Annotated in this window: 17 protein-coding genes; 11 read left to right on the plus strand and 6 right to left on the minus strand. The window is 63.2% G+C overall.

What is annotated here, in order from left to right; genetic code table 11:
• The first annotated feature begins 13 nt into the window (after window positions 1–13).
• From CKW13_RS04415 to arfB, 7 genes are all read left to right on the plus strand, one after another.
• Window positions 14–643 (plus strand): L-threonylcarbamoyladenylate synthase, encoded by a 630-nt coding sequence (locus CKW13_RS04415; RefSeq protein WP_095107383.1) that lies wholly within the window; start codon window positions 14–16, stop codon window positions 641–643.
• 120 nt (window positions 644–763) lie between these two features.
• Window positions 764–1,462 carry a ScpA family protein gene (locus CKW13_RS04420; protein ID WP_176465061.1) on the plus strand — a complete coding sequence of 233 codons (699 nt, stop codon included), beginning with the start codon at window positions 764–766 and terminating at the stop codon, window positions 1,460–1,462.
• Window positions 1,463–1,474: 12 nt separating this feature from the next.
• Window positions 1,475–2,425 carry an SMC-Scp complex subunit ScpB gene (gene scpB / locus CKW13_RS04425; protein WP_095107385.1) on the plus strand — a complete coding sequence of 317 codons (951 nt, stop codon included), beginning with the start codon at window positions 1,475–1,477 and terminating at the stop codon, window positions 2,423–2,425.
• Window positions 2,426–2,431: 6 nt separating this feature from the next.
• A complete protein-coding gene (locus CKW13_RS04430; RefSeq protein WP_095107386.1) occupies window positions 2,432–2,623 on the plus strand; it encodes a DUF1289 domain-containing protein in 192 nt (63 codons plus the stop codon).
• A 142-nt stretch (window positions 2,624–2,765) separates the two neighbouring features.
• Window positions 2,766–3,968, plus strand: coding sequence for a 23S rRNA pseudouridine(2605) synthase RluB (rluB, locus tag CKW13_RS04435; RefSeq protein ID WP_095107387.1), 1,203 nt, complete (start codon window positions 2,766–2,768; stop codon window positions 3,966–3,968).
• 874 nt (window positions 3,969–4,842) lie between these two features.
• Complete coding sequence (locus tag CKW13_RS04440; protein WP_095107388.1) at window positions 4,843–6,264, plus strand: amino acid permease; 1,422 nt, start codon at window positions 4,843–4,845, stop codon at window positions 6,262–6,264.
• Between the two features lie 173 nt (window positions 6,265–6,437).
• Window positions 6,438–6,851 carry an alternative ribosome rescue aminoacyl-tRNA hydrolase ArfB gene (arfB, locus tag CKW13_RS04445; RefSeq protein WP_095107389.1) on the plus strand — a complete coding sequence of 138 codons (414 nt, stop codon included), beginning with the start codon at window positions 6,438–6,440 and terminating at the stop codon, window positions 6,849–6,851.
• 62 nt (window positions 6,852–6,913) lie between these two features.
• Here arfB and CKW13_RS24390 read toward each other — a convergent pair whose 3' ends face one another.
• The 5 genes from CKW13_RS24390 to phhA all read right to left on the minus strand — a co-directional run bounded on the left by CKW13_RS24390 (window position 6,914) and on the right by phhA (window position 9,887).
• Window positions 6,914–7,090, minus strand: a complete 177-nt coding sequence (locus tag CKW13_RS24390) for a hypothetical protein (RefSeq protein ID WP_095107390.1) — start codon at window positions 7,088–7,090, stop codon at window positions 6,914–6,916.
• Window positions 7,091–7,161: 71 nt separating this feature from the next.
• Window positions 7,162–7,293 carry a hypothetical protein gene (locus CKW13_RS24710; RefSeq protein WP_256576508.1) on the minus strand — a complete coding sequence of 44 codons (132 nt, stop codon included), beginning with the start codon at window positions 7,291–7,293 and terminating at the stop codon, window positions 7,162–7,164.
• 149 nt (window positions 7,294–7,442) lie between these two features.
• Complete coding sequence (locus CKW13_RS04455) at window positions 7,443–8,639, minus strand: amino acid aminotransferase (RefSeq protein WP_095107391.1); 1,197 nt, start codon at window positions 8,637–8,639, stop codon at window positions 7,443–7,445.
• Entirely contained in the window at window positions 8,639–8,995 is a 357-nt protein-coding gene (locus CKW13_RS04460; protein ID WP_095107392.1) for a 4a-hydroxytetrahydrobiopterin dehydratase, read from the minus strand. Before CKW13_RS04460 ends, CKW13_RS04455 begins: the two co-directional genes overlap by 1 nt.
• Window positions 8,996–9,101: 106 nt before the next feature.
• On the minus strand, window positions 9,102–9,887 hold the full coding sequence (gene phhA / locus CKW13_RS04465; RefSeq protein ID WP_095107393.1) for a phenylalanine 4-monooxygenase: 786 nt from the start codon (window positions 9,885–9,887) through the stop codon (window positions 9,102–9,104).
• A gap of 370 nt (window positions 9,888–10,257) precedes the next feature.
• Here phhA and CKW13_RS04470 point away from each other — a divergent pair, with 370 nt between their 5' ends.
• Window positions 10,258–11,808 carry a sigma-54-dependent transcriptional regulator gene (locus tag CKW13_RS04470; protein ID WP_095107394.1) on the plus strand — a complete coding sequence of 517 codons (1,551 nt, stop codon included), beginning with the start codon at window positions 10,258–10,260 and terminating at the stop codon, window positions 11,806–11,808.
• Window positions 11,809–12,036: 228 nt separating this feature from the next.
• Here CKW13_RS04470 and CKW13_RS04475 read toward each other — a convergent pair whose 3' ends face one another.
• Window positions 12,037–15,507 (minus strand): PAS domain-containing hybrid sensor histidine kinase/response regulator, encoded by a 3,471-nt coding sequence (locus tag CKW13_RS04475; RefSeq protein ID WP_095107395.1) that lies wholly within the window; start codon window positions 15,505–15,507, stop codon window positions 12,037–12,039.
• Between the two features lie 187 nt (window positions 15,508–15,694).
• Between CKW13_RS04475 and CKW13_RS04480 the strand changes: the two genes are divergently transcribed.
• The 3 genes from CKW13_RS04480 to CKW13_RS04490 all read left to right on the plus strand — a co-directional run bounded on the left by CKW13_RS04480 (window position 15,695) and on the right by CKW13_RS04490 (window position 19,222).
• Window positions 15,695–16,006 carry a cupin gene (locus CKW13_RS04480; RefSeq protein WP_095107396.1) on the plus strand — a complete coding sequence of 104 codons (312 nt, stop codon included), beginning with the start codon at window positions 15,695–15,697 and terminating at the stop codon, window positions 16,004–16,006.
• A 104-nt stretch (window positions 16,007–16,110) separates the two neighbouring features.
• Window positions 16,111–17,262: a TDT family transporter gene (locus tag CKW13_RS04485; RefSeq protein WP_095107397.1), complete on the plus strand. Its 1,152-nt coding sequence runs from the start codon at window positions 16,111–16,113 to the stop codon at window positions 17,260–17,262.
• 85 nt (window positions 17,263–17,347) lie between these two features.
• A complete protein-coding gene (locus CKW13_RS04490) occupies window positions 17,348–19,222 on the plus strand; it encodes an MFS transporter (protein ID WP_095107398.1) in 1,875 nt (624 codons plus the stop codon).
• Window positions 19,223–19,232: the final 10 nt, after the last annotated feature.

Consider the following 19,232-nt stretch of genomic DNA (forward strand, 5'->3'; position numbering starts at 1 on the left):
ACAGGTAGACAATGTGAGTCAATTTTTCCAGATTCATCCGGAAAACCCGCAAGCGCGCCTGATAAAACAGGCGGTGGAGATCATCCGCAAGGGCGGTGTGGTCATCTATCCAACCGATTCCTCCTACGCCATTGGCTGCCAGATCGGCGACAAGAACGCCGTGGAGCGGGTGCGGCGCTTGCGCCAATTGGACGATAAGCACAACTTTGCGCTGATCTGCTGCGATCTGTCGCAATTGGGCTTGTTCGCCAAGATCGATACCGGCACCTTTCGCCTGCTCAAGGCTCACACGCCAGGGCCCTACACCTTCATTCTCAACGCCACCCGGGAAGTGCCGCGCCTGTTGCTGCACCCGAAAAAACGCACCATCGGCCTGCGCGTGCCCAGCCACCCCATTGCCCTGGCGCTGCTGGCGGAACTGGGTGAGCCTCTGATGAGCGTGACCCTGATCCTGCCCGGCGAGACCGAGCCCCTGGAAGACCCCTACGAAATGCGCCAACTCCTGGAAAAACAGGTCGACCTGATTATCGACGGCGGTTTCGGCGGCAATAAGGCTTCTACCGTCATCAACCTGGCCGACGGCGAGCCCGAGGTGATTCGCGTCGGTTGCGGCGACCCGGCGCCGTTTTTGGTCGAGGCCTAGATGTCGGCGGCGGAAACTGTCGATAGCCAGGCCGGCGCCCAGCAGGAACTGCCGTTCGCCATGGTGTACGGCCAGGCTGTCCTGGAAATGCCCCTGGACCTGTACATCCCGCCCGACGCCCTGGAGGTGTTCCTTGACGCCTTCGAGGGGCCACTGGACTTGCTGCTGTACCTGATCCGCAAGCAGAACATCAACATCCTCGACATCCCCGTGGCGGAAATCACCCGCCAGTACATGGGCTATGTCGAACTGATGCAGTCGGTGCGCCTGGAACTGGCCGCCGAGTACCTGGTAATGGCCGCCATGCTGGCGGAGATCAAGTCACGCATGCTGCTGCCGCGCTCGGCCGAAGTGGAGGCCGAGGAAGACGACCCCCGCGCCGAACTGATCCGCCGCTTGCAGGAATACGAGCGCTTCAAGGCCGCCGCCGAAGGCATCGATGGCCTCAGCCGGGTCGGCCGCGACGTGGTGGTGCCCAAGCTCGACGCCCCCGAGGCGCGGGCGCGTAAGCTGCTGCCGGACGTCAGCCTGGAGGAGCTGCTGATGTCCATGGCCGAAGTGCTGCGCCGTGGCGATATGTTTGAAAGCCACCAGGTCAGCCGCGAGGCGCTGTCCACCCGCGAGCGCATGAGCGATGTGCTCGAACGCCTCAAGGGCGGCGGTTTCGTGCCCTTTGTCGAGCTGTTCACCGCCGAGGAAGGGCGCCTGGGTGTGGTGGTGACCTTTATGGCGGTGCTTGAACTGGTCAAGGAATCCCTGGTCGAGCTGGTGCAGAATGACGCCTTTGCACCCATCCATGTGCGGGCGCGAGCCGAATAACGAGCCAAATCCATGAACCTGAACGAACCCCGCGAGCTGGCGCCCCTGCTTGAAGCCTTTCTGCTGGCCTCGGGAAAACCCCAATCCCTGGAACGCCTGTTCGAGCTGTTTGAAGAGGGCGAGCGGCCCGAGCCGCCGGTATTCAAGAAAGCCCTGACCCTGCTGGCCAAGTCCTGCGAGGGGCGTGCCTTCGAGCTTAAAGAGGTGGCCTCGGGCTATCGCTTGCAGATCCGCGAGAAATTCTCGCCCTGGGTCGGCCGCTTGTGGGAAGAGCGGCCGCAGCGTTACTCGCGGGCGATGCTGGAAACCATGGCGCTGATCGCTTATCGCCAGCCGATCACCCGGGGCGAAATCGAGGACGTGCGCGGCGTGGCGGTCAACAGCCACATCGTCAAGACCTTGCTGGAGCGCGAGTGGATCCGCATCGTCGGCTACCGCGACGTGCCCGGTAAACCGGCGATGTTCGCCACCACCAAGGGCTTTCTCGACCACTTCAACCTGAAGAACCTCGACGACCTGCCGCCCCTGGCCGAGCTGCGCGAGTTGGAGCCCGACCCGGTCCTGGACTTCGACGACGCCCCTGTGCCCCAGGCCCTGCAGGCCTTGGCCGACGCCAGCGCCGAGGCGGACGAGCCCAAGGACGAAACCAGTTTCCACACCCTGCTGCTGGAACTGGACTCGATGGAAGAGGGGATCAAGACCGATTTCGACGACTTGCTGCGCGATGGCGCGGGCGAGGCGCAGGCCGAGGTGGACGTGGCTGAAGTTGAACGTCCGGCCCCGGCCCAAACGCCACAGGCGCAGGAAGACGACGTGCTGGGCGTGGCTCAGGCCCGGGAACAACTCCTGGCCGCCGTCGCCGCCCTGGAGCAACCCAAACCCCAGCTGAGCGACGAAGAAGCCGAAGCCTTGGCGCTGGCCGAAGCTATCGAAAACGAACGACGCCAGTTTGACGACGAATGACCCCCCATGACCTCAACCAAAGACCCGTGCATCAGCGTTTGCAAGTTCAGCGACGATATCTGCGTGGGCTGCGGGCGTAGCAAGCGGCAAATCAAGGCCTGGAAGAAACTCGACAAGGCCGGCAAACGCGCGATCCTCGCCGACGCCGCGCTGCGTCTGCTGGCCCTCAAGGCCACCGGCCGGCGGAAAAGCAAATAAGCCGGCGCTTATCCACTAGTCTGTGATGCGCATAGGCCTGCATGGGCGTATGATTCGCGACCCTTTGGCGATCCCTTCGCCAGACGACCAGATTCCAACGCTTCAGGCCAGGCCTGAACAGACCACACCGGGAGGTGCCCAGATGAGTATCAACGACCAGAAAGACGACCAGGAAATCGGCCCCGCAGGCGAAAAACTGCAGAAGGTATTGGCCCGTATCGGCGTCGGTTCGCGCCGCGACGTCGAAGCCTGGATCAGCCACGGCCGCATCAAGGTCAACGGCAAAGACGCCACCCTGGGGCTGCGCGTTGACATGCACGACGCCATCACCATCGACGGCAAAGTCATCAAGCGCGAAGAGGCGGCCGAGTCGGTGCGCCGCGTCATCATGTACAACAAGCCCGATGGCGAGATCTGCACCCGCGACGACCCGGAAGGCCGCCCGACGGTGTTCGACAAGATGCCGCGCCCTAAAGAAGGCCGCTGGATCAACATCGGTCGCCTCGACATCAACACCACGGGCCTGTTGATGTTCACCACCGACGGTGAGCTGGCCAACCGCCTGATGCACCCCTCCTATGAGATGGACCGTGAGTACGCGGTGCGTGTGCGTGGTGAAGTCGACGACGAGATGATCGAACGCCTGAAGGCGGGCGTGGTGCTCGAAGACGGCCCGGCCAAGTTCACCGACATCAAGCAAGCGCCGGGTGGCGAAGGCTTCAACCACTGGTACCACTGCGTGGTGATGGAAGGCCGCAACCGTGAAGTGCGGCGCCTGTGGGAATCTCAGGGCCTGGTGGTCAGCCGCCTCAAGCGCGTGCGTTTCGGCCCGGTGTTCCTCAACTCCGACCTGCCGATGGGCCGCTGGCGCGAAATGAGCCAGTACGAGGTGGACATCCTCGCCGCCGAAGTGGGCCTGACCCCCGTGGCCATGCCGCAGATGAACGCCAAGAGCAAAGACAAGCTTGAGCGGATGCAGCGTAAGTCGTCCCGCCCGGTGGGCAAGAGCGAGCGTGTGCGCACGCTGCGCCCGGTGGCCGGAACGCCGGCGACTGGGCCACGCCCAAGCCGCGAGCCGCAGATCGAAGGCGAGCGGCCGGCCCGCAAGCCCGCGCCACGCCAGGACGGCGAACGCGCACCACGCCCAGCCAAGGGCCGCGGTGCCCCGGCAACCGGGCGCGGCACGCCGGTGGCCGATCGTCCCGCCGACACCAAACGCCCGGCCAAGCCAGGCGCCAAGCGCCCGGGCATTGCCCTGGTCGACCGCGACGCACCGTCCGGCAAGCGCCGCGGCGCACCGGCAGGCTCCGGCCAGCGCCCGGGGTTTGGGCGTAAGAAGCCTTGAGGGCAGCGGCTAGGGTTTAGCGGCAAGCGGCAAGAGAGAGCGCCAACCTTTGGGTTGGCGTTTTTTTTGGGCTGGCGCAATGGCTTTTGCCAGCCAGATATGTTCTCCGGTGGGGCACTTCCCCTCTGTGGGCTGGGTCCGGGCGGCGATCCGACGTTGGCGTTGGTATACCCGGCAGTGATATTGGCCGAACTGGCGCCATCGCGAGCAGGCTCGCTCCCACGGGTGTGGGCGATGGAAAGTTATCGTGACGCCCCGTAAAGGCTGCTTGACGAAGCTCCCCGCGCTGCCAGGTCGCTGCGGCATTTGCGCGCAGCTGTAAGCAAAAGCTGCCAGATATGACCTTCAGTAAAGTTCCGCGCCGCTCGGGCGTGCTTGTTTCACCGGGCCTTCCCCGGTCTGATGCGCGCCAAGCCTGGTGTGCAGGCATATAACAAGAAGGAGGCGCAATGAACGCCGTGTATCCATTTCCTCTCTCCCCGTGGGGCCGCTCGTGCGTGGCTCCCGTCCCCGGCTCGCAAGGGCCTGACTGCGTTTTTGCAGGTGCCCGAGGCTGTCGTGGCGCCCACAGGCAATCCCGGCAAGGGCCGCGCTGATTTAGCGAGGCCTGGCAGCAGGGGGTTACAGGTGTACAATGCGCCGCGTTTTAGCTGTGACCCTCTGCGTTTTCGCCAAAACTCAGGCTACCCGCCTTGGTAACTCCGCCGCGCCACAAGCGTGACGGGTTCGATTTCGTCACAGATAAAAACAAACAGGTGACGTATGACCGTTAGAAAAACGTTGGATTCCTGGTGCCTGCGCTGGGGTTTGAGCCGCTTCTCTGTCAGCGGCGACGTGAAGCGATCCTCATCAAACCTTGCGTGAGACTCTTTCCATGAGTGGACAAAATGCCCCTTCAGGCGAACTGAAACGCGGCCTGAAAAATCGTCATATTCAACTGATCGCCCTCGGTGGCGCGATCGGTACAGGCTTGTTCCTGGGCTCGGCGGGCGTGCTGAAATCGGCCGGCCCTTCGATGATCCTGGGCTACGCGATCTGCGGTTTCATCGCGTTCATGATAATGCGCCAACTGGGCGAAATGATCGTCGAGGAGCCGGTGGCCGGCTCGTTCAGCCACTTCGCCCATAAGTACTGGGGCGGTTTCGCCGGCTTCCTGTCGGGCTGGAACTGCTGGATTCTCTACATCCTGGTGGGCATGTCGGAGCTGACCGCGGTCGGCAAGTACGTGCACTACTGGTGGCCGGAGATCCCGACCTGGGCCTCGGCGGCGGTGTTCTTCCTGATGATTAACGCCATCAACCTGGCCAACGTCAAAGTGTTCGGCGAGGCGGAGTTCTGGTTCGCCATCATCAAGGTGGTGGCCATTGTCGGCATGATCGCCCTGGGCAGCTACCTGCTGGTCAGCGGCAGCGGCGGCCCGCAGGCGTCGGTCAGCAACCTGTGGGAGCACGGCGGGTTCTTTCCCAATGGCGTCAGTGGCCTGGTGATGGCCATGGCGATCATCATGTTCTCCTTCGGCGGCCTGGAAATGCTCGGCTTCACCGCTGCCGAGGCGGACCAGCCCAAAACCGTGATCCCCAAGGCCATCAACCAGGTCATCTACCGCATCCTGATTTTCTACATCGGGGCCCTGGTGGTGCTGCTGTCCCTGACCCCATGGGATAGCCTGCTGGCGACCCTCAATGCCTCCGGCGATGCCTACAGCGGCAGCCCGTTCGTGCAGGTGTTCTCGATGCTGGGCAGCAACACCGCGGCGCACATCCTCAACTTCGTGGTCTTGACCGCAGCCTTGTCGGTGTACAACAGCGGCACCTATTGCAACAGCCGCATGCTCTTGGGCATGGCCGAGCAGGGCGATGCCCCCCGTGCCCTGGCCAAGATCGACAAGCGCGGCGTACCGGTGCGTTCGATCCTGGCCTCGGCCGCGGTGACCTTCGTGGCGGTGCTGCTCAACTACCTGATCCCGCAGCATGCCTTGGAGTTGCTGATGTCCTTGGTGGTGGCCACCCTGGTCATCAACTGGGCGATGATTAGCTACTCGCACTTCAAGTTCCGCCAGCACATGAACCGCACCGCGCAGACGCCGCTGTTCAAGGCCCTGTGGTACCCCTACGGCAACTACGTGTGCCTGGCGTTCGTGGTGTTCATCCTGGGCGTGATGCTGCTGATCCCGGGTATCCAGATTTCCGTCTACGCGATCCCGGTGTGGGTGGTGTTCATGGGTGTCTGCTATTGGATCAAGAACAAGCGCAGCGCACGCCTTGCGCTGGATGCGGCGGTGCCGGCCATGAAGTAACGGCCCCACACCTCCCGGCAAACCCCCTGTGGGAGCGGGCTTGCTGGCGATAACGGACCTCCAGTCAACCTCAAGGTTGGCTGGCAGGCCGCCATCGCCGGTGGGTCCGCTCCCGCATTCGTTTTACCTGCGGCTCGCGCTATCCTGTGCACCCTTCACCCGGACCCTCTTCCATGCTGGTGATTTCCAACAACGTGCATCTGCCGGATGCCGAGATCGAGTTGACGGCCATTCGCGCCCAGGGCGCGGGTGGGCAGAACGTCAATAAGGTCTCCAGCGCCGTGCACCTGCGCTTTGATATCCCGGCGTCGTCCTTGCCCGAGTTCTACAAGGAGCGCCTGCTGGCGCTGCGTGACAGCCGTATCACCAGTGATGGCGTACTGATTCTCAAGGCCCAGCAGTACCGCACCCAGGAGCAGAACCGCGCCGATGCCCTGGAACGGTTGGTGGAGTTGATCCACAGCGCCACCAAGGTGGAAAAGAAACGCCGCCCGACCAAGCCCACCCTGGGCTCGAAAAAACGTCGGCTGGAATCCAAGACCAAACGCGGCAGCATCAAGGCCGGGCGCGGCAAGGTGGATTTTTAGCCATCGGCGCGCAGCCCTGGCTTGCTACAGGGAGGCAGTGTTTTTTCGGGCGTCTACAACGCCTACAAAGGCGCGAGGAGACGGGTGGCGATGAGGGCGGCCAGGGCGTTTTCCGGGGTGCCGAAGCGCTGGAGCAGGGCGGTTTGTTTTTCTGTGCTGAGGCGGCTCCAGATCTCGACCATTTGTTGGGCGGTGTCGATCAATTGGCTGGCCTGGGTGTCGCTGAAGGTATCGGTCATGGGGCGGGGTCCGGCGGGGTTCAGGCGGTGTGGAAAGCGCGTAATACAGCGCTTTCCACACGGTCTGGGTTTCACTCTTCGCTGTCGGCCTTGTGGCTGTCGGCTGCTTCTTTACGCTCGGGCTGTTGGGCGCCGGCTTGTTGCGGGGTTGTCTGCTCAGTCTCGTGCAGGCTTGGGAAGGGGAGATTAGGGATTTCGTGCATCGTCGTCGCTCCTCGCAAGGTCTGTTTTTAAATCGCTGGTAGATCCGCGCTTTTAAAAAGCTTGGGCAGGATACAGCAGCGAAGATGACAAACAGACTTTTATCTTGGTGGGGGAGATGAAAGGGTCAGCGGCCACGGCCGCTGACGATTCAGCTCACGCAGACGTCAGCAATGGCCGCGGCCAGCAGGTCCAGGCGTGTGGCGTCGATGCCGGCGACGTTGGCCCGCCCGGAACTGACCATGTACACGCTGTGTTCTTCTCGCAGGCGTTTGACCTGTTCGGCATTGAGGCCGGTGTAGGAAAACATCCCGCGTTGCACGCCGATATGGGCAAAACGTTCGCCCAGGCCGTGTGGCCCCAAGGCCTCCACCAAGCCGCTGCGCAATTGTGCGATGCGCAGGCGCATGGCTTCTACTTCGTCGGCCCACAGGCTTTTCAGCTCGGGGTCGCCGAGGATGGTGGCCACTACTGCGGCGCCGTGATCAGGTGGCGTGGACCACAGGTTACGGGCCAGAAACGCCAGTTGGCTGCGGATATCCAGCAGCTTGTCGGCGCTGCCGGCGCAGACGATCAGCGCGCCGGTGCGCTCGCGGTACAGGCCGAAGTTTTTCGAGCAGGAGCTGGTGATAAGCAACTCGGGCAACTCCCGGGCAAACAGGCGCACCGCCCAGGCGTCTTGCTCCAGGCCATCGCCGAAGCCCTGGTAGGCGAAGTCGATCAGCGGCAGCAGTTCGCGGCGGCGCACCACGTCCAGCACCCGGTGCCAGTCGTCCTGGCTCAGGTCGAAACCGGTGGGGTTGTGGCAGCAGGCGTGCAGCAGCACCACGTCGCCCTTGGGGATCAGCTCCAGGGTGGCGAGCATCGCCTCGACGTCGAGGCGGTTGTCGCTGCCTACGTAGGGGTAGTGGCTGACCTTGATGCCGGCCGCCGCGTAGAGGGTTTCGTGGATCGGCCAGGTCGGGTTGCTCAGCCAAATGCCACGGCCCGGCAGGCAATGGGCGATGAAGTCGGCGCTCAGGCGCAAGGCCCCGGTGCCGCCCGGGGTCTGGGTGGCGCCGGCGCGCTGCTGGCCGATCAAGGCGTTGTCGGCGCCCAGCACCAAGTCATTGATGACCTTGCCGAACGCCGCATCGCCGTGGCCGCCGATGTAGGTTTTGGTGGTCTGGCGTTCTACCAGGCGCTGCTCGGCGAGTTTCACCGATTGCAGGATGGGCGTCAGGCCCAGGGCATCCTTGTACACGCCCACGCCCAGGTCGAACTTGCGCGGGTTGCTGTCGGCCGCGTAGGCCTCCATCAGGCCCAGGATCGGGTCGCCAGGCACCCGGCCAATGGCATCGAAGTGCATTATTTACGGCCCTCGGCGTCCTTGGCCACGTCATCGGTGCGCGCGGCCATGATGAAGTCGTTGCGGTGCAGGCCTTTGATGGAGTGGCTCCACCAGGTCACGGTAACTTTGCCCCACTCGGTGAGCAGGCCAGGGTGGTGGCCTTCGGCCTCGGAGATTTCGCCCATGGCATTGGTGAAGGCCAGGGCAAATTTGAAGTTCTTGAACAGGAAGACTTTTTCCAGCTGCATCACGCCATCGCGTACTTCGATGTTCCAGTCCGGGATCTGCTTGATAAGGCTCGGCAGTTCTTCGTCGCTGACTTGGGGCGCATCGGCACGGCAGGCTTCGCAATGGGCTTGGTTGAGTGTGTTCATGGTGTATTCCTGAATTCGATTGTTATGGGTGCAGCAGGGGCCGGTTGCCCACGCTAGAGCAAATCGGCCCGTTAAAAAAGACTCACCCGCAGGTGAAAGTCGCGGTTCACGCCGCCTTGGGCGGGAATTTCGGGCTGTGCAGGCCCAGGGCGCGGCCTTGCTGGACCATCCCCATGATGTCTTCGTGGGCCAGGTCGAACAGGCGTTTCATGTTTGGTAGCACGAAATACAAGGGTTGCAGGATGTCGATGCGGTAAGGCGTACGCATCGCTTCGAGTGGGTCGAAGGCCTGGTGCTCGGGCTCGGAGGAGAGGCTGTAGAGGGTCTCCTTGGGCGAGGAGAGGATGCCGCCGCCGTAGATGCGCAGGCCCTCTGGCGTGTCCAGCAGGCCGAACTCGATGGTCATCCAGTACAGGCGCGCCAGGTAGACCCGTTCTTCCTTGCTGGCTTGTAGGCCGAGTTTGCCGTAGGTGTGGGTGAATTCGGCAAACCACGGGTTGGTCAGCAGGGGGCAGTGGCCAAAGATCTCATGAAAAATGTCCGGCTCTTGCAGGTAATCCAGCTCTTGGGGCGTGCGAATAAAGGTCGCCACGGGAAACTGCTTGTTGGCGAGCAATTCAAAGAAGGTCTGGAAGGGAATCAGCGCCGGCACCCGGGCCACTTGCCAACCGGTGGTGGCGCCCAGCACTTGGTTGATTTCGTCCAGTTGTGGGATGCGGTCGTGGGGCAGGGCGAGTTTTTCGATGCCGTCCAGGTATTCCTGGCACGCGCGGCCTTCCAGCAGTTTGAGTTGGCGGGTAATCAGGGTGTTCCACACGGCGTGTTCTTGCTCGCTGTAGTGGATAAAACCCTGCGCATCGGGCTCGCGGGCCACGTAGTGCGTCTGTTTCATGCTGCTCTCCTGCAAGGGATACGTTCTTGTTATGTGCCGCTATGGCTATTACAGATACCGCAGTGGTGAACGGCTTGCAGTGGGGCGTCAGTCTTGGGTGTAGGATAAATCTGGTTTTTTCGTAAAGTAATCGTTACGTTTTGCCAGGCGGCCATCGGCTATTGGGCGTTGCGGGTTTGGAGGGTGGCTCGTTCGTAACGTAATATTTACGACTAAATGTGCGGGTGGCCAAAAAATTTGGCAAACCCGCCTTCCCCCTTCCTGTGGGAGCCTGCTCGCGATAGCGGTGTACTTGACGCTGCGCCATCGCGAGCAGGCTCGCTCCCACAAAGGAGACGGGTTGTTTCTCTCACCTTTGCCAGGCCTTTTTATGCGTATCAAAGTTCATTGCCAGAACCGCATCGGCATCCTGCGCGACATCCTCAACCTGTTGGTGGAATACGGGATCAACGTCGCCCGCGGCGAAGTGGGGGGCGAGCACGGCAACGCCATCTACCTGCTGTGCCCGAACCTGGTGAACCTGCAATTCCAGGCCCTGCGCCCCAAGTTCGAGGGGATTGCCGGGGTGTTTGGGGTCAAGCGTGTGGGCTTGATGCCCAGCGAGCGCCGGCACATGGAGCTCAATGCGCTGTTGGGGGCGCTGGAGTTTCCGGTGCTGTCCATCGACATGGGCGGCTCCATCGTCGCCGCCAACCGCGCCGCCGCGCAATTGCTGGGGGTGCGGGTGGATGAGGTGCCGGGCATTGCCCTGTCGCGCTACGCCGAGGATTTCGACTTGCCGGAACTGGTGCGCGCTAACAAGTCGCGGATCAACGGTTTGCGGGTCAAGGTGCGGGGCGACGTATTCCTGGCCGATATCGCGCCGTTGCAGTCCGAACACGACGACAGCGAAGCCATGGCCGGCGCCGTGCTCACCCTGCACCGCGCCGACCGCGTCGGCGAGCGCATCTACAACGTGCGCAAGCAGGAGATGCGCGGCTTCGACAGTATTTTCCAGAGTTCCAAAGTGATGGCCGCGGTGGTGCGCGAGGCCCGGCGCATGGCGCCCCTGGATGCGCCGCTGTTGATCGAGGGCGAGACCGGCACCGGCAAGGAACTGCTGGCCCGCGCCTGCCACCTGGCCAGCCCTCGCGGGCAATCGCCGCTGATGGCGCTCAATTGCGCCGGGTTGCCCGAGTCCATGGCCGAGACCGAGTTGTTCGGCTACGGGCCTGGGGCTTTTGAAGGCGCGCGGGCCGAAGGCAAGCTCGGGCTGCTGGAATTGACGGCGGGCGGCACGTTGTTTCTCGATGGCGTAGGGGAAATGAGCCCGCGTTTGCAGGTGAAATTGCTGCGTTTCTTGCAGGACGGCTGCTTTCGCCGTGTGGGCAGCGATGAGGAGGTTTACCTGGACGTGCGGGTGATCTGCGCCACCCAGCTCGACCTGTCGCAGTTGTGCGCCGCTGGCGAGTTCCGCCAGGACCTCTACCACCGCCTCAACGTGCTGTCGCTGCATATCCCGCCGCTGCGCGAGTGCCTCGATGGCTTGGAACCGTTGGTAGAACACTTTCTCGACCAGGCCAGCCGCCAGATCGGCTGCGCCTTGCCGGCCCTGGCCCCGGCGGCGATGGAGCGGTTGCGCCACTACGACTGGCCGGGCAACGTGCGGCAACTGGAGAACGTGCTGTTCCAGGCGGTTTCGCTGTGCGAGGGCGGGGTGGTCAAGGCCGAGCACATCCGCCTGCCGGATTACGGCGTGCGCCAGCCCCTTGGCGATTTTTCCCTGGAGGGCGGTTTGGACGCGATTGTCGGCCGCTTCGAGAAAGCCGTGCTGGAGCGCTTGTACGCCGACCACCCGAGCAGCCGGCAACTGGGCAAGCGTTTGGGGGTGTCCCACACGACCATTGCCAACAAGTTGCGTGAGTACGATTTGGGTAAGTGATCGGGGAGCCGCCATCGCGAGCAGGCTCGCTCCCACAGAGGAAAAATGAAAACCTCATCCGCACCACTGTTCAACTGTGGGAGCGGGCCTGCCCGCGATGAGGCCGGTACAGCCGATGCCCCTCTAGCGTTTGCAAGGCCGCCATCGCGGGCGGGCCCGCTCCCACAAAAAAACCGGCAACGCGGCCCCTGTGGGAGCGGGCCCTCACAAACCCTTGCACAGTGGGCCTCAGAGCGGTAAATGCCGGCTCAGCAGCGCCCGCAGGGCCGCCGGTTTCACCGGTTTGGCCAGGTAGTCCAGGCCGGCGGCGTGGACTTGGGCGATCATTTCCGGGCGCCCGTCCGCGCTGATGACCACGCCGGGCACCGGTTCGCCCAGTTCGGTGCGCAGCCAGGCCATCAGCCCGGTGCCGGTTTCGCCGTCGTCCAGGTGATAGTCCACCAGCGCCAGGTGCGGGCGCAGCCCATCGTTTATCAGTGCCGCGCATTCTTCGCGGTTACGCGCCGTCCAGACTTGGCAGCCCCAGCGCGTCAGCAGGCTGTTCATGCCGATCAGGATGCTGTCTTCGTTGTCCACGCACAGCACCCGCGCGCCATTGGGCAGTTGGCCGTTTTGCTCGGCGACTTTCGCCGGTGCGCTGGCCTGGCTGCGGGCCAAGGGCACGCTGACGCTAAAGAGGCTGCCCTTGCCCGGCCAGGAGCGCACTTGCAGGCTATGCCCCAACACGCGGCATAGGCCGTCGGCAATCGCCAGGCCCAGGCCCAGGCCTTTTTCGGCGCGGGTCTGGTGGCTGTCCAAACGCTTGAATTCCTCGAAAATCACCTGCCGCTTGTCTTCCGGAATGCCCGGCCCGCGGTCCCACACTTGCAGGCTCAGCTCATTGCCGCGGCGGCGCACGCCTAGCAGTACCGGGCCTTTGGCGTAGCGGAAGGCGTTGGTGAGGAAGTTTTGCAGGATGCGCCGCAGCAACTTGATATCACTGTCCACGCGTAAACGGCTGCCCCGCAGGCGGAAGGTCATTTGCTGTTCGCGGGCCAGGGCCTGGAACTCGGCGCCCAAGGTGTCGAACAACTCGTTGAGGGCGAAGGGTTTGCGGTCGGGGTTGATCTTGCCGTTTTCCAGGCGGGAAATGTCCAGCAGGTCGCTGATGAGGTCTTCGGCCGAGCGCAGCGAACTGTCCAGGTGCTGCACCAGTTTTTGTGCTTCTGCCGATAAGCCGTCGTCCTGGTGGGAGAGGGCGGCGGAGAACAGCCGCGCAGCGTTCAAGGGCTGCATCAGGTCGTGGCTGACAGCGGCCAAAAAGCGCGTTTTGGACTGGTTGGCGGATTCGGCGGTGCCCTTGGCTTCGGTCAGTGCCACGTTGAGTTGGGACAACTCGTGGGTGCGCTCGGTGACCCGTCGCTCCAGGCCTTCGTTGGCTTCGGTGAGGGCTTGCTCGGCTTCGCGGAACGCGGTGATGTCGGTAAAGCTCATGACGAAACCGCCGCCGGGCATGGGGTTGCCGATCAACTCGATCACCCGGCCATTGGGGAACAAACGTTCGGAGGTGTGAGCACGGCCCTGGCGCATCCAGTGCAGGCGGCGAGCCACATGCACTTGCGCCTCGCCTGGGCCGCATAGGCCGCGTTCGGCGTTGTAACGGATGATGTCGGCAATCGGCCGGCCCACGCTAATCAGGCCTTCGGGGTAGTTGAACAGCTCCAGGTAGCGGCGGTTCCAGGCCACCAGTTTCAGCGATTGGTCGACCACGCTGATGCCTTGGGTGATGTTCTCGATCGCCCCTTGCAGCAGGGCGCGGTTGAATTGCAGCACCTCCGAGGCTTCGTCGGCGATGCGCACCACATCTTCGAGCTGCATTTCCCGCCCTTCGATGGCGGCTTTCACCACCGCCCGGGTCGAGGAGGCACCGAGCACGCCGGCCAGCAGGCGTTCGGTATGGGCGATCCATTCGCCATCGGCGTTCTGGTTGGGGTTGAAGCCTTTGCCCTGGCGATAGGCGAAGCGGATAAAACTCTGCCGCGCGCGCTCTTCGCCGACGAAGCGGGCGGCGAGGCTCAGCAGGTCGTTGATCTGCACCGCGAGCATGGAGCGGGCGTTGGGCCGCGCGTGGATTTCCTGGCCGATAAAACGCCCGGCCTGCCAGTGCTCCGAAACCCGGGTGCGCGACAGCACCGAGACCCAGGCGAACAGGGTGAAGTTGCCCGCCAGCGACAGCACCACGCCTTGGGTTAGCGGGGTGATCGGCAGGTTCAGCGGGTTGCCATGCAGCCACGCCAGCCCGGGGAAGGTACTCAGCGACCAGCCCAGGCTGTGGGCGGCGATCGGCAGCACCAGGGTGTAGAACCACAGGAAGGTGCCCGCCGCCAAACCGGCGAACACGCCGCGGCGGTTGGCCTGTTTCCAGTACAGCGCGCCGAGCATCGCCGGGGCCAGTTGGGTGACGGCGGCGAAGGCGATCTGGCCGATGGTCGCCAGGCTTGCGGTCGAGCCCAGCAGGCGATAGCTGACGTAGGCCAGCAGCAGGATCACCACGATGCTGACCCGGCGCACCGAGAGCATCCAGTGGCGGAACACCTCGAACGGGCGCTCGGCGTTTTTGCGCCGCAGCAGCCAGGGCAGCAGCATGTCGTTGGACACCATGGTGGACAGCGCCACGCTGGCCACAATCACCATGCCGGTGGCCGCCGAGGCGCCGCCGATAAACGCCAGCAAGGCCAGCGCCGGGTGGGCCTGGGCCAGGGGCAGGCTGATGACGAAAGAGTCAGGCAGCACCGAACTGGGCAACAGCATTTGCCCGGCCAGGGCAATCGGCACCACGAACAGCGCGGCGAGGGCGAGGTAGGCGGGGAACACCCATTTGGCCAGGCGCAGGTCCGCCGGCTCGATGTTTTCCACCACCGTGACGTGGAACTGCCGGGGCAAGCAGATGATGGCCATCATCGCCACGCCGGTCTGTACCACCATGGAGGGCCAGTTGATGGTTTCCTTCCAGTACTGCTCCAGACGCGGGGCCAGCATGGCTTGGTCGAAGAGGTCGTCGAAACCGTCGTAGAGGCCGTAGGTAACGAACGCACCGACGGCCAGAAACGCGAACAGCTTGACCAAAGATTCAAAGGCAATCGCCAGCACCATGCCCCGGTGGTGCTCGGTGGCGTCCAGGTTGCGCGTGCCGAAAACGATGGTGAACAGGGCCAAAATGAGCGACACGATCAGCGCCGTGTCCTGGGCGCGGGTGCCCATGGCGTCGGCGCCGGCGCCGATCAACAGGTTCACGCCGAGCACGATGCCCTTGAGTTGCAGGGCGATGTAGGGCAGCACGCCCACCAGGCAGATCAACGCCACCACCACCGCCAGGGATTGGGATTTGCCATAGCGCGCGGCGATGAAGTCGGCGATGGAGGTGATGTTCTCTTGCTTGCTAATCATCACCATTTTTTGCAGCACCCAGGGCGCCAGCACCAGCAACAGGATCGGCCCCAGGTAGATCGGCAGGAACGACCACAACTGCTCGGCAGCCTGGCCCACGGCCCCGAAGAAGGTCCAACTGGTGCAATAGACCGCCAGCGACAGGCTATATACCCAGGCGCGCACTCGCGGCGGCAGGGGTTTGCTGCGCCGGTCACCGTAGAAGGCGATGGCGAACATGATGGCCATATAGGCCAGGGCAACGGCGGCAATCAGCCCGCTGGACAACGACATGGGAGCTCCCGGCAAAAGACACCGGGCCTCAAGCCCGGTCGGACAGTCTCGCACGGCCCCGGGCGTTCGTCAGTCTCGACCAAGGTCTCAGCGTGGTGTGGTGTCGCAGCGCTCTGGCCGGTGCGGTGTCGAGTAATTAGTAGCACAATGCCCGGCCCGGTTTCCTTCTTACTCGGCAGGCTTATTCATGCGCGTCATCCGTAGCAAATCCTTCATCGGCGAGCGCCCCTGGGCGGCGTTGGATATCGCCACCATGAACGGCATCACCACGCGCCTGCACTGGACCGACCAGCCTTATAAATGGCACATCAACGATGGCCAGGAAGTCTTCGTGGTACTCGACGGGCAAGTCGAGATGCACTATCGCGAGCAGGGCGTGGAACAACGGGTGCTGCTGGACGTGGGGGACATTTTCTACGCCACTGTCGGCACCGAGCACGTGGCCCATCCACAGGGCGTGGCGCGGGTGCTGGTGGTGGAGAGCGAGGGCAGTGTGTAGGGCATATAGGTAAAACAGATAACAGTTAGAGAAATTACCCGTTATATAGATATTCGATTCGGGTCTAGCATGGGCGCTACCTCATCAGAGCAGCGGAGTCGCCCATGACGTGCCCCAATACCCTGGCTCGCAGCTATCGCCCGTTGCGGCATTTGCCCCATCCGCGCGAAGCCATTCGCCAATTCACCCCTAACTGGTTCGCCGCCACCATGGGCACCGGCGTGCTGGCCTTGGCGCTGGCGCAACTGCCGTTGCCTCTGGCGGGCCTGCACGCGGTGGCCGAGGGCCTGTGGTGGCTGACCATCGCCCTGTTCGTGCTGTTTTCGGCGCTGTACGCCGCCCGTTGGTGGCTGTTCTTCGACGAAGCACGGCGAATTTTCGGCCATTCCACCGTATCGATGTTCTTCGGCACCATCCCCATGGGCCTGGCCACCATCCTTAATGGCCTGTTGTTGTTCGGCCTGCCACGCTGGGGTGCAGGCGTCGTGCCGCTGGCCGAGGCGATCTGGTGGCTGGACGTGGCCATGGCCCTGGCCTGCGGGGTGTTGATCCCGTTTCTGATGTTCACCCGCCAGGAGCACAGCATCGACCAGATGACCGCAGTCTGGCTGCTGCCAGTGGTGGCGGCGGAAGTGGCGGCGGCCAGCGGGGGCCTGCTGGCGCCGCACCTGGCCGATGCCCACGGGCAATTCGTGATGCTGGTGACCAGTTACGTGCTGTGGGCGTTTTCCCTGCCGGTGGCGTTCAGCATCCTCACCATCCTGGTGCTGCGCATGGCCCTGCACAAACTGCCCCACGAGAGCATGGCGGCGTCGAGTTGGCTGGCCCTGGGGCCGATCGGCACCGGCGCTTTGGGCATGCTGCTGCTGGGCGCCGATGCCCCGGCGATCTTTGCCGCCAACGGCTTGCCCGGTATCGGTGAAATCGCCGCCGGGCTGGGGCTGGTGGCGGGGATCACGCTGTGGGGGCTGGGCCTTTGGTGGATGCTCATCGCCGTGCTGATTACCCTCAAGTACCTGCGCAGCGGTATTCCCTTCAACCTGGGCTGGTGGGGCTTCACCTTCCCGCTCGGGGTGTATGCCCTGGCCACCCTGAAACTGGCCGAGACCCTGCACCTGGGTTTTTTCAGCGTGGTCGGCTGCCTGCTGGTGGCGACGCTGGCGCTGATGTGGCTGGTGGTGGCCACCCGCACCGTGCAAGGGGCTTATCGCGGTGAGTTGTTCGTCTCGCCTTGCCTGGCCGGTTTGCCCCGCTAGAGCGCCGGGGGGTTGGCGAAGTGTGTGGCTTGGGCCAGTATTCGACCCTCTAATAAGGCATCCAAGCCACTCAGGGACATGGACGATGAGTCACCCTTCGCAGTTCACCTTGCTCCGCACGCGGCGTTTCTTGCCGTTTTTCATCACGCAGTCCCTCGGGGCGTTCAACGACAACATTTTCAAGCAGTCGCTGATCCTCGCCATCCTCTACAAATTGGCCATCGAGGGCGACCGCTCGATCTGGGTCAACTTGTGCGCATTGCTGTTTATCCTGCCGTTTTTTCTGTTCTCGGCGCTGGCCGGGCAGTTTGGCGAAAAGTTCGCCAAGGACGCGTTGATCCGCCTGATTAAACTCTGCGAAATCGCCATCATGGCCGTCGGCGCGGTGGGTTTTCTGTTCAATCACCTGTGGCTGATGCTCCTGGCGCTGTTCGCCATGGGCACCCACTCGGCGCTGTTCGGCCCGGTGAAGTACTCGATCCTGCCCCAGGCTCTGCGCGAAGAGGAGCTAGTGGGCGGCAATGGCTTGGTGGAAATGGGCACCTTTTTGGCGATCCTGGCGGGCACCATCGGTGCTGGCGTGATGATGTCGTCGACCCAGTACGCCCCCGTCGTTGCCACGGCCATTATCGCGGTGGCGGTGTTGGGCTACCTGGCCAGCCGCGCTATTCCGAGGGCTGCGGCCTCTACGCCTGAGCTGCGCCTCAACTGGAACATCTTCAGCCAGTCCTGGGCCACCTTGCGCCTGGGCCTGGGGCAGACGCCTGCCGTGTCTCGTTCGATTGTCGGCAACTCGTGGTTCTGGTTTGTCGGCGCGATCTACCTGACGCAGATCCCGGCCTACGCCAAAGAGTGGCTGCACGGCGATGAAACCGTGGTCACCCTGATCCTCACGGTGTTTTCGGTGGGCATCGCCCTGGGTTCGATGCTTTGCGAGAAACTTTCGGGGCGCAAAGTGGAAATCGGCCTGGTGCCGTTCGGCTCCTTTGGCCTGACGGTATTTGGCTTGCTGCTGTGGTGGCACTCCGGCGGTATCCCGGCCAGCGCCTCGGGCCACGACTGGCTCACCGTGCTGGGCTTCGGCCAGGCCTGGTGGGTGTTGGTGGATATCCTCGGGCTGGGGGTTTTCGGCGGCTTCTATATTGTGCCGCTGTACGCGTTGATCCAGTCGCGCACCGCCGAAAACGAGCGGGCGCGGGTGATTGCCGCCAACAACATCCTCAATGCCTTGTTCATGGTGGTCTCGGCGATTGTCTCGATCGTGCTGCTGAGCCTGGCGAAGCTGTCGATCCCCCAGCTGTTTTTGGTGGTGTCGCTGCTCAACGTCGCGGTCAATGCTTACATCTTCAAAATCGTCCCCGAGTTCAGCATGCGCTTCCTGATCTGGCTGCTGAGCCATTCCATGTACCGAGTCGAGCATCGCAACCTGGAGCAGATTCCCGATGAAGGCGCGGCGCTGTTGGTGTGCAATCACGTGTCCTTTGTCGATGCCTTGCTCATTGGTGGGGCGGTGCGTAGGCCGATTCGCTTTGTTATGTACTACAAAATCTACAACCTGCCGGTGCTGAACTTTATCTTCCGCACCGCCGGGACCATTCCGATTGCCGGGCGGCAGGAAGATATCCAGATCTACGAAAAGGCTTTCACCCGGATCGCCCAGTACCTCAAGGACGGCGAACTGGTGTGCATCTTTCCCGAAGGCAAGTTGACCTCGGACGGTGAGATCAGCGAGTTCAAGGGCGGGCTGACGCGGATTCTCGAAGAAACCCCGGTGCCGGTGATTCCGTTGGCGTTGCAGGGGTTGTGGGGCAGCTTCTTCAGCCGCGACCCGGGCAAGGGCTTTTTCCACCGCATCTGGTCGCGGGTGACGCTGGTGGCTGGGCAACCGGTGCCGGTTGTAGACGCCGCGCCTGAGCATCTGCGCGAGTTGGTGGGCGGGTTGCGCGGTAGCCTGCGTTAGGTTTTCGGCG

This window comes from Pseudomonas sp. Irchel 3E20, from assembly GCF_900187645.1.
GTDB lineage: Bacteria > Pseudomonadota > Gammaproteobacteria > Pseudomonadales > Pseudomonadaceae > Aquipseudomonas.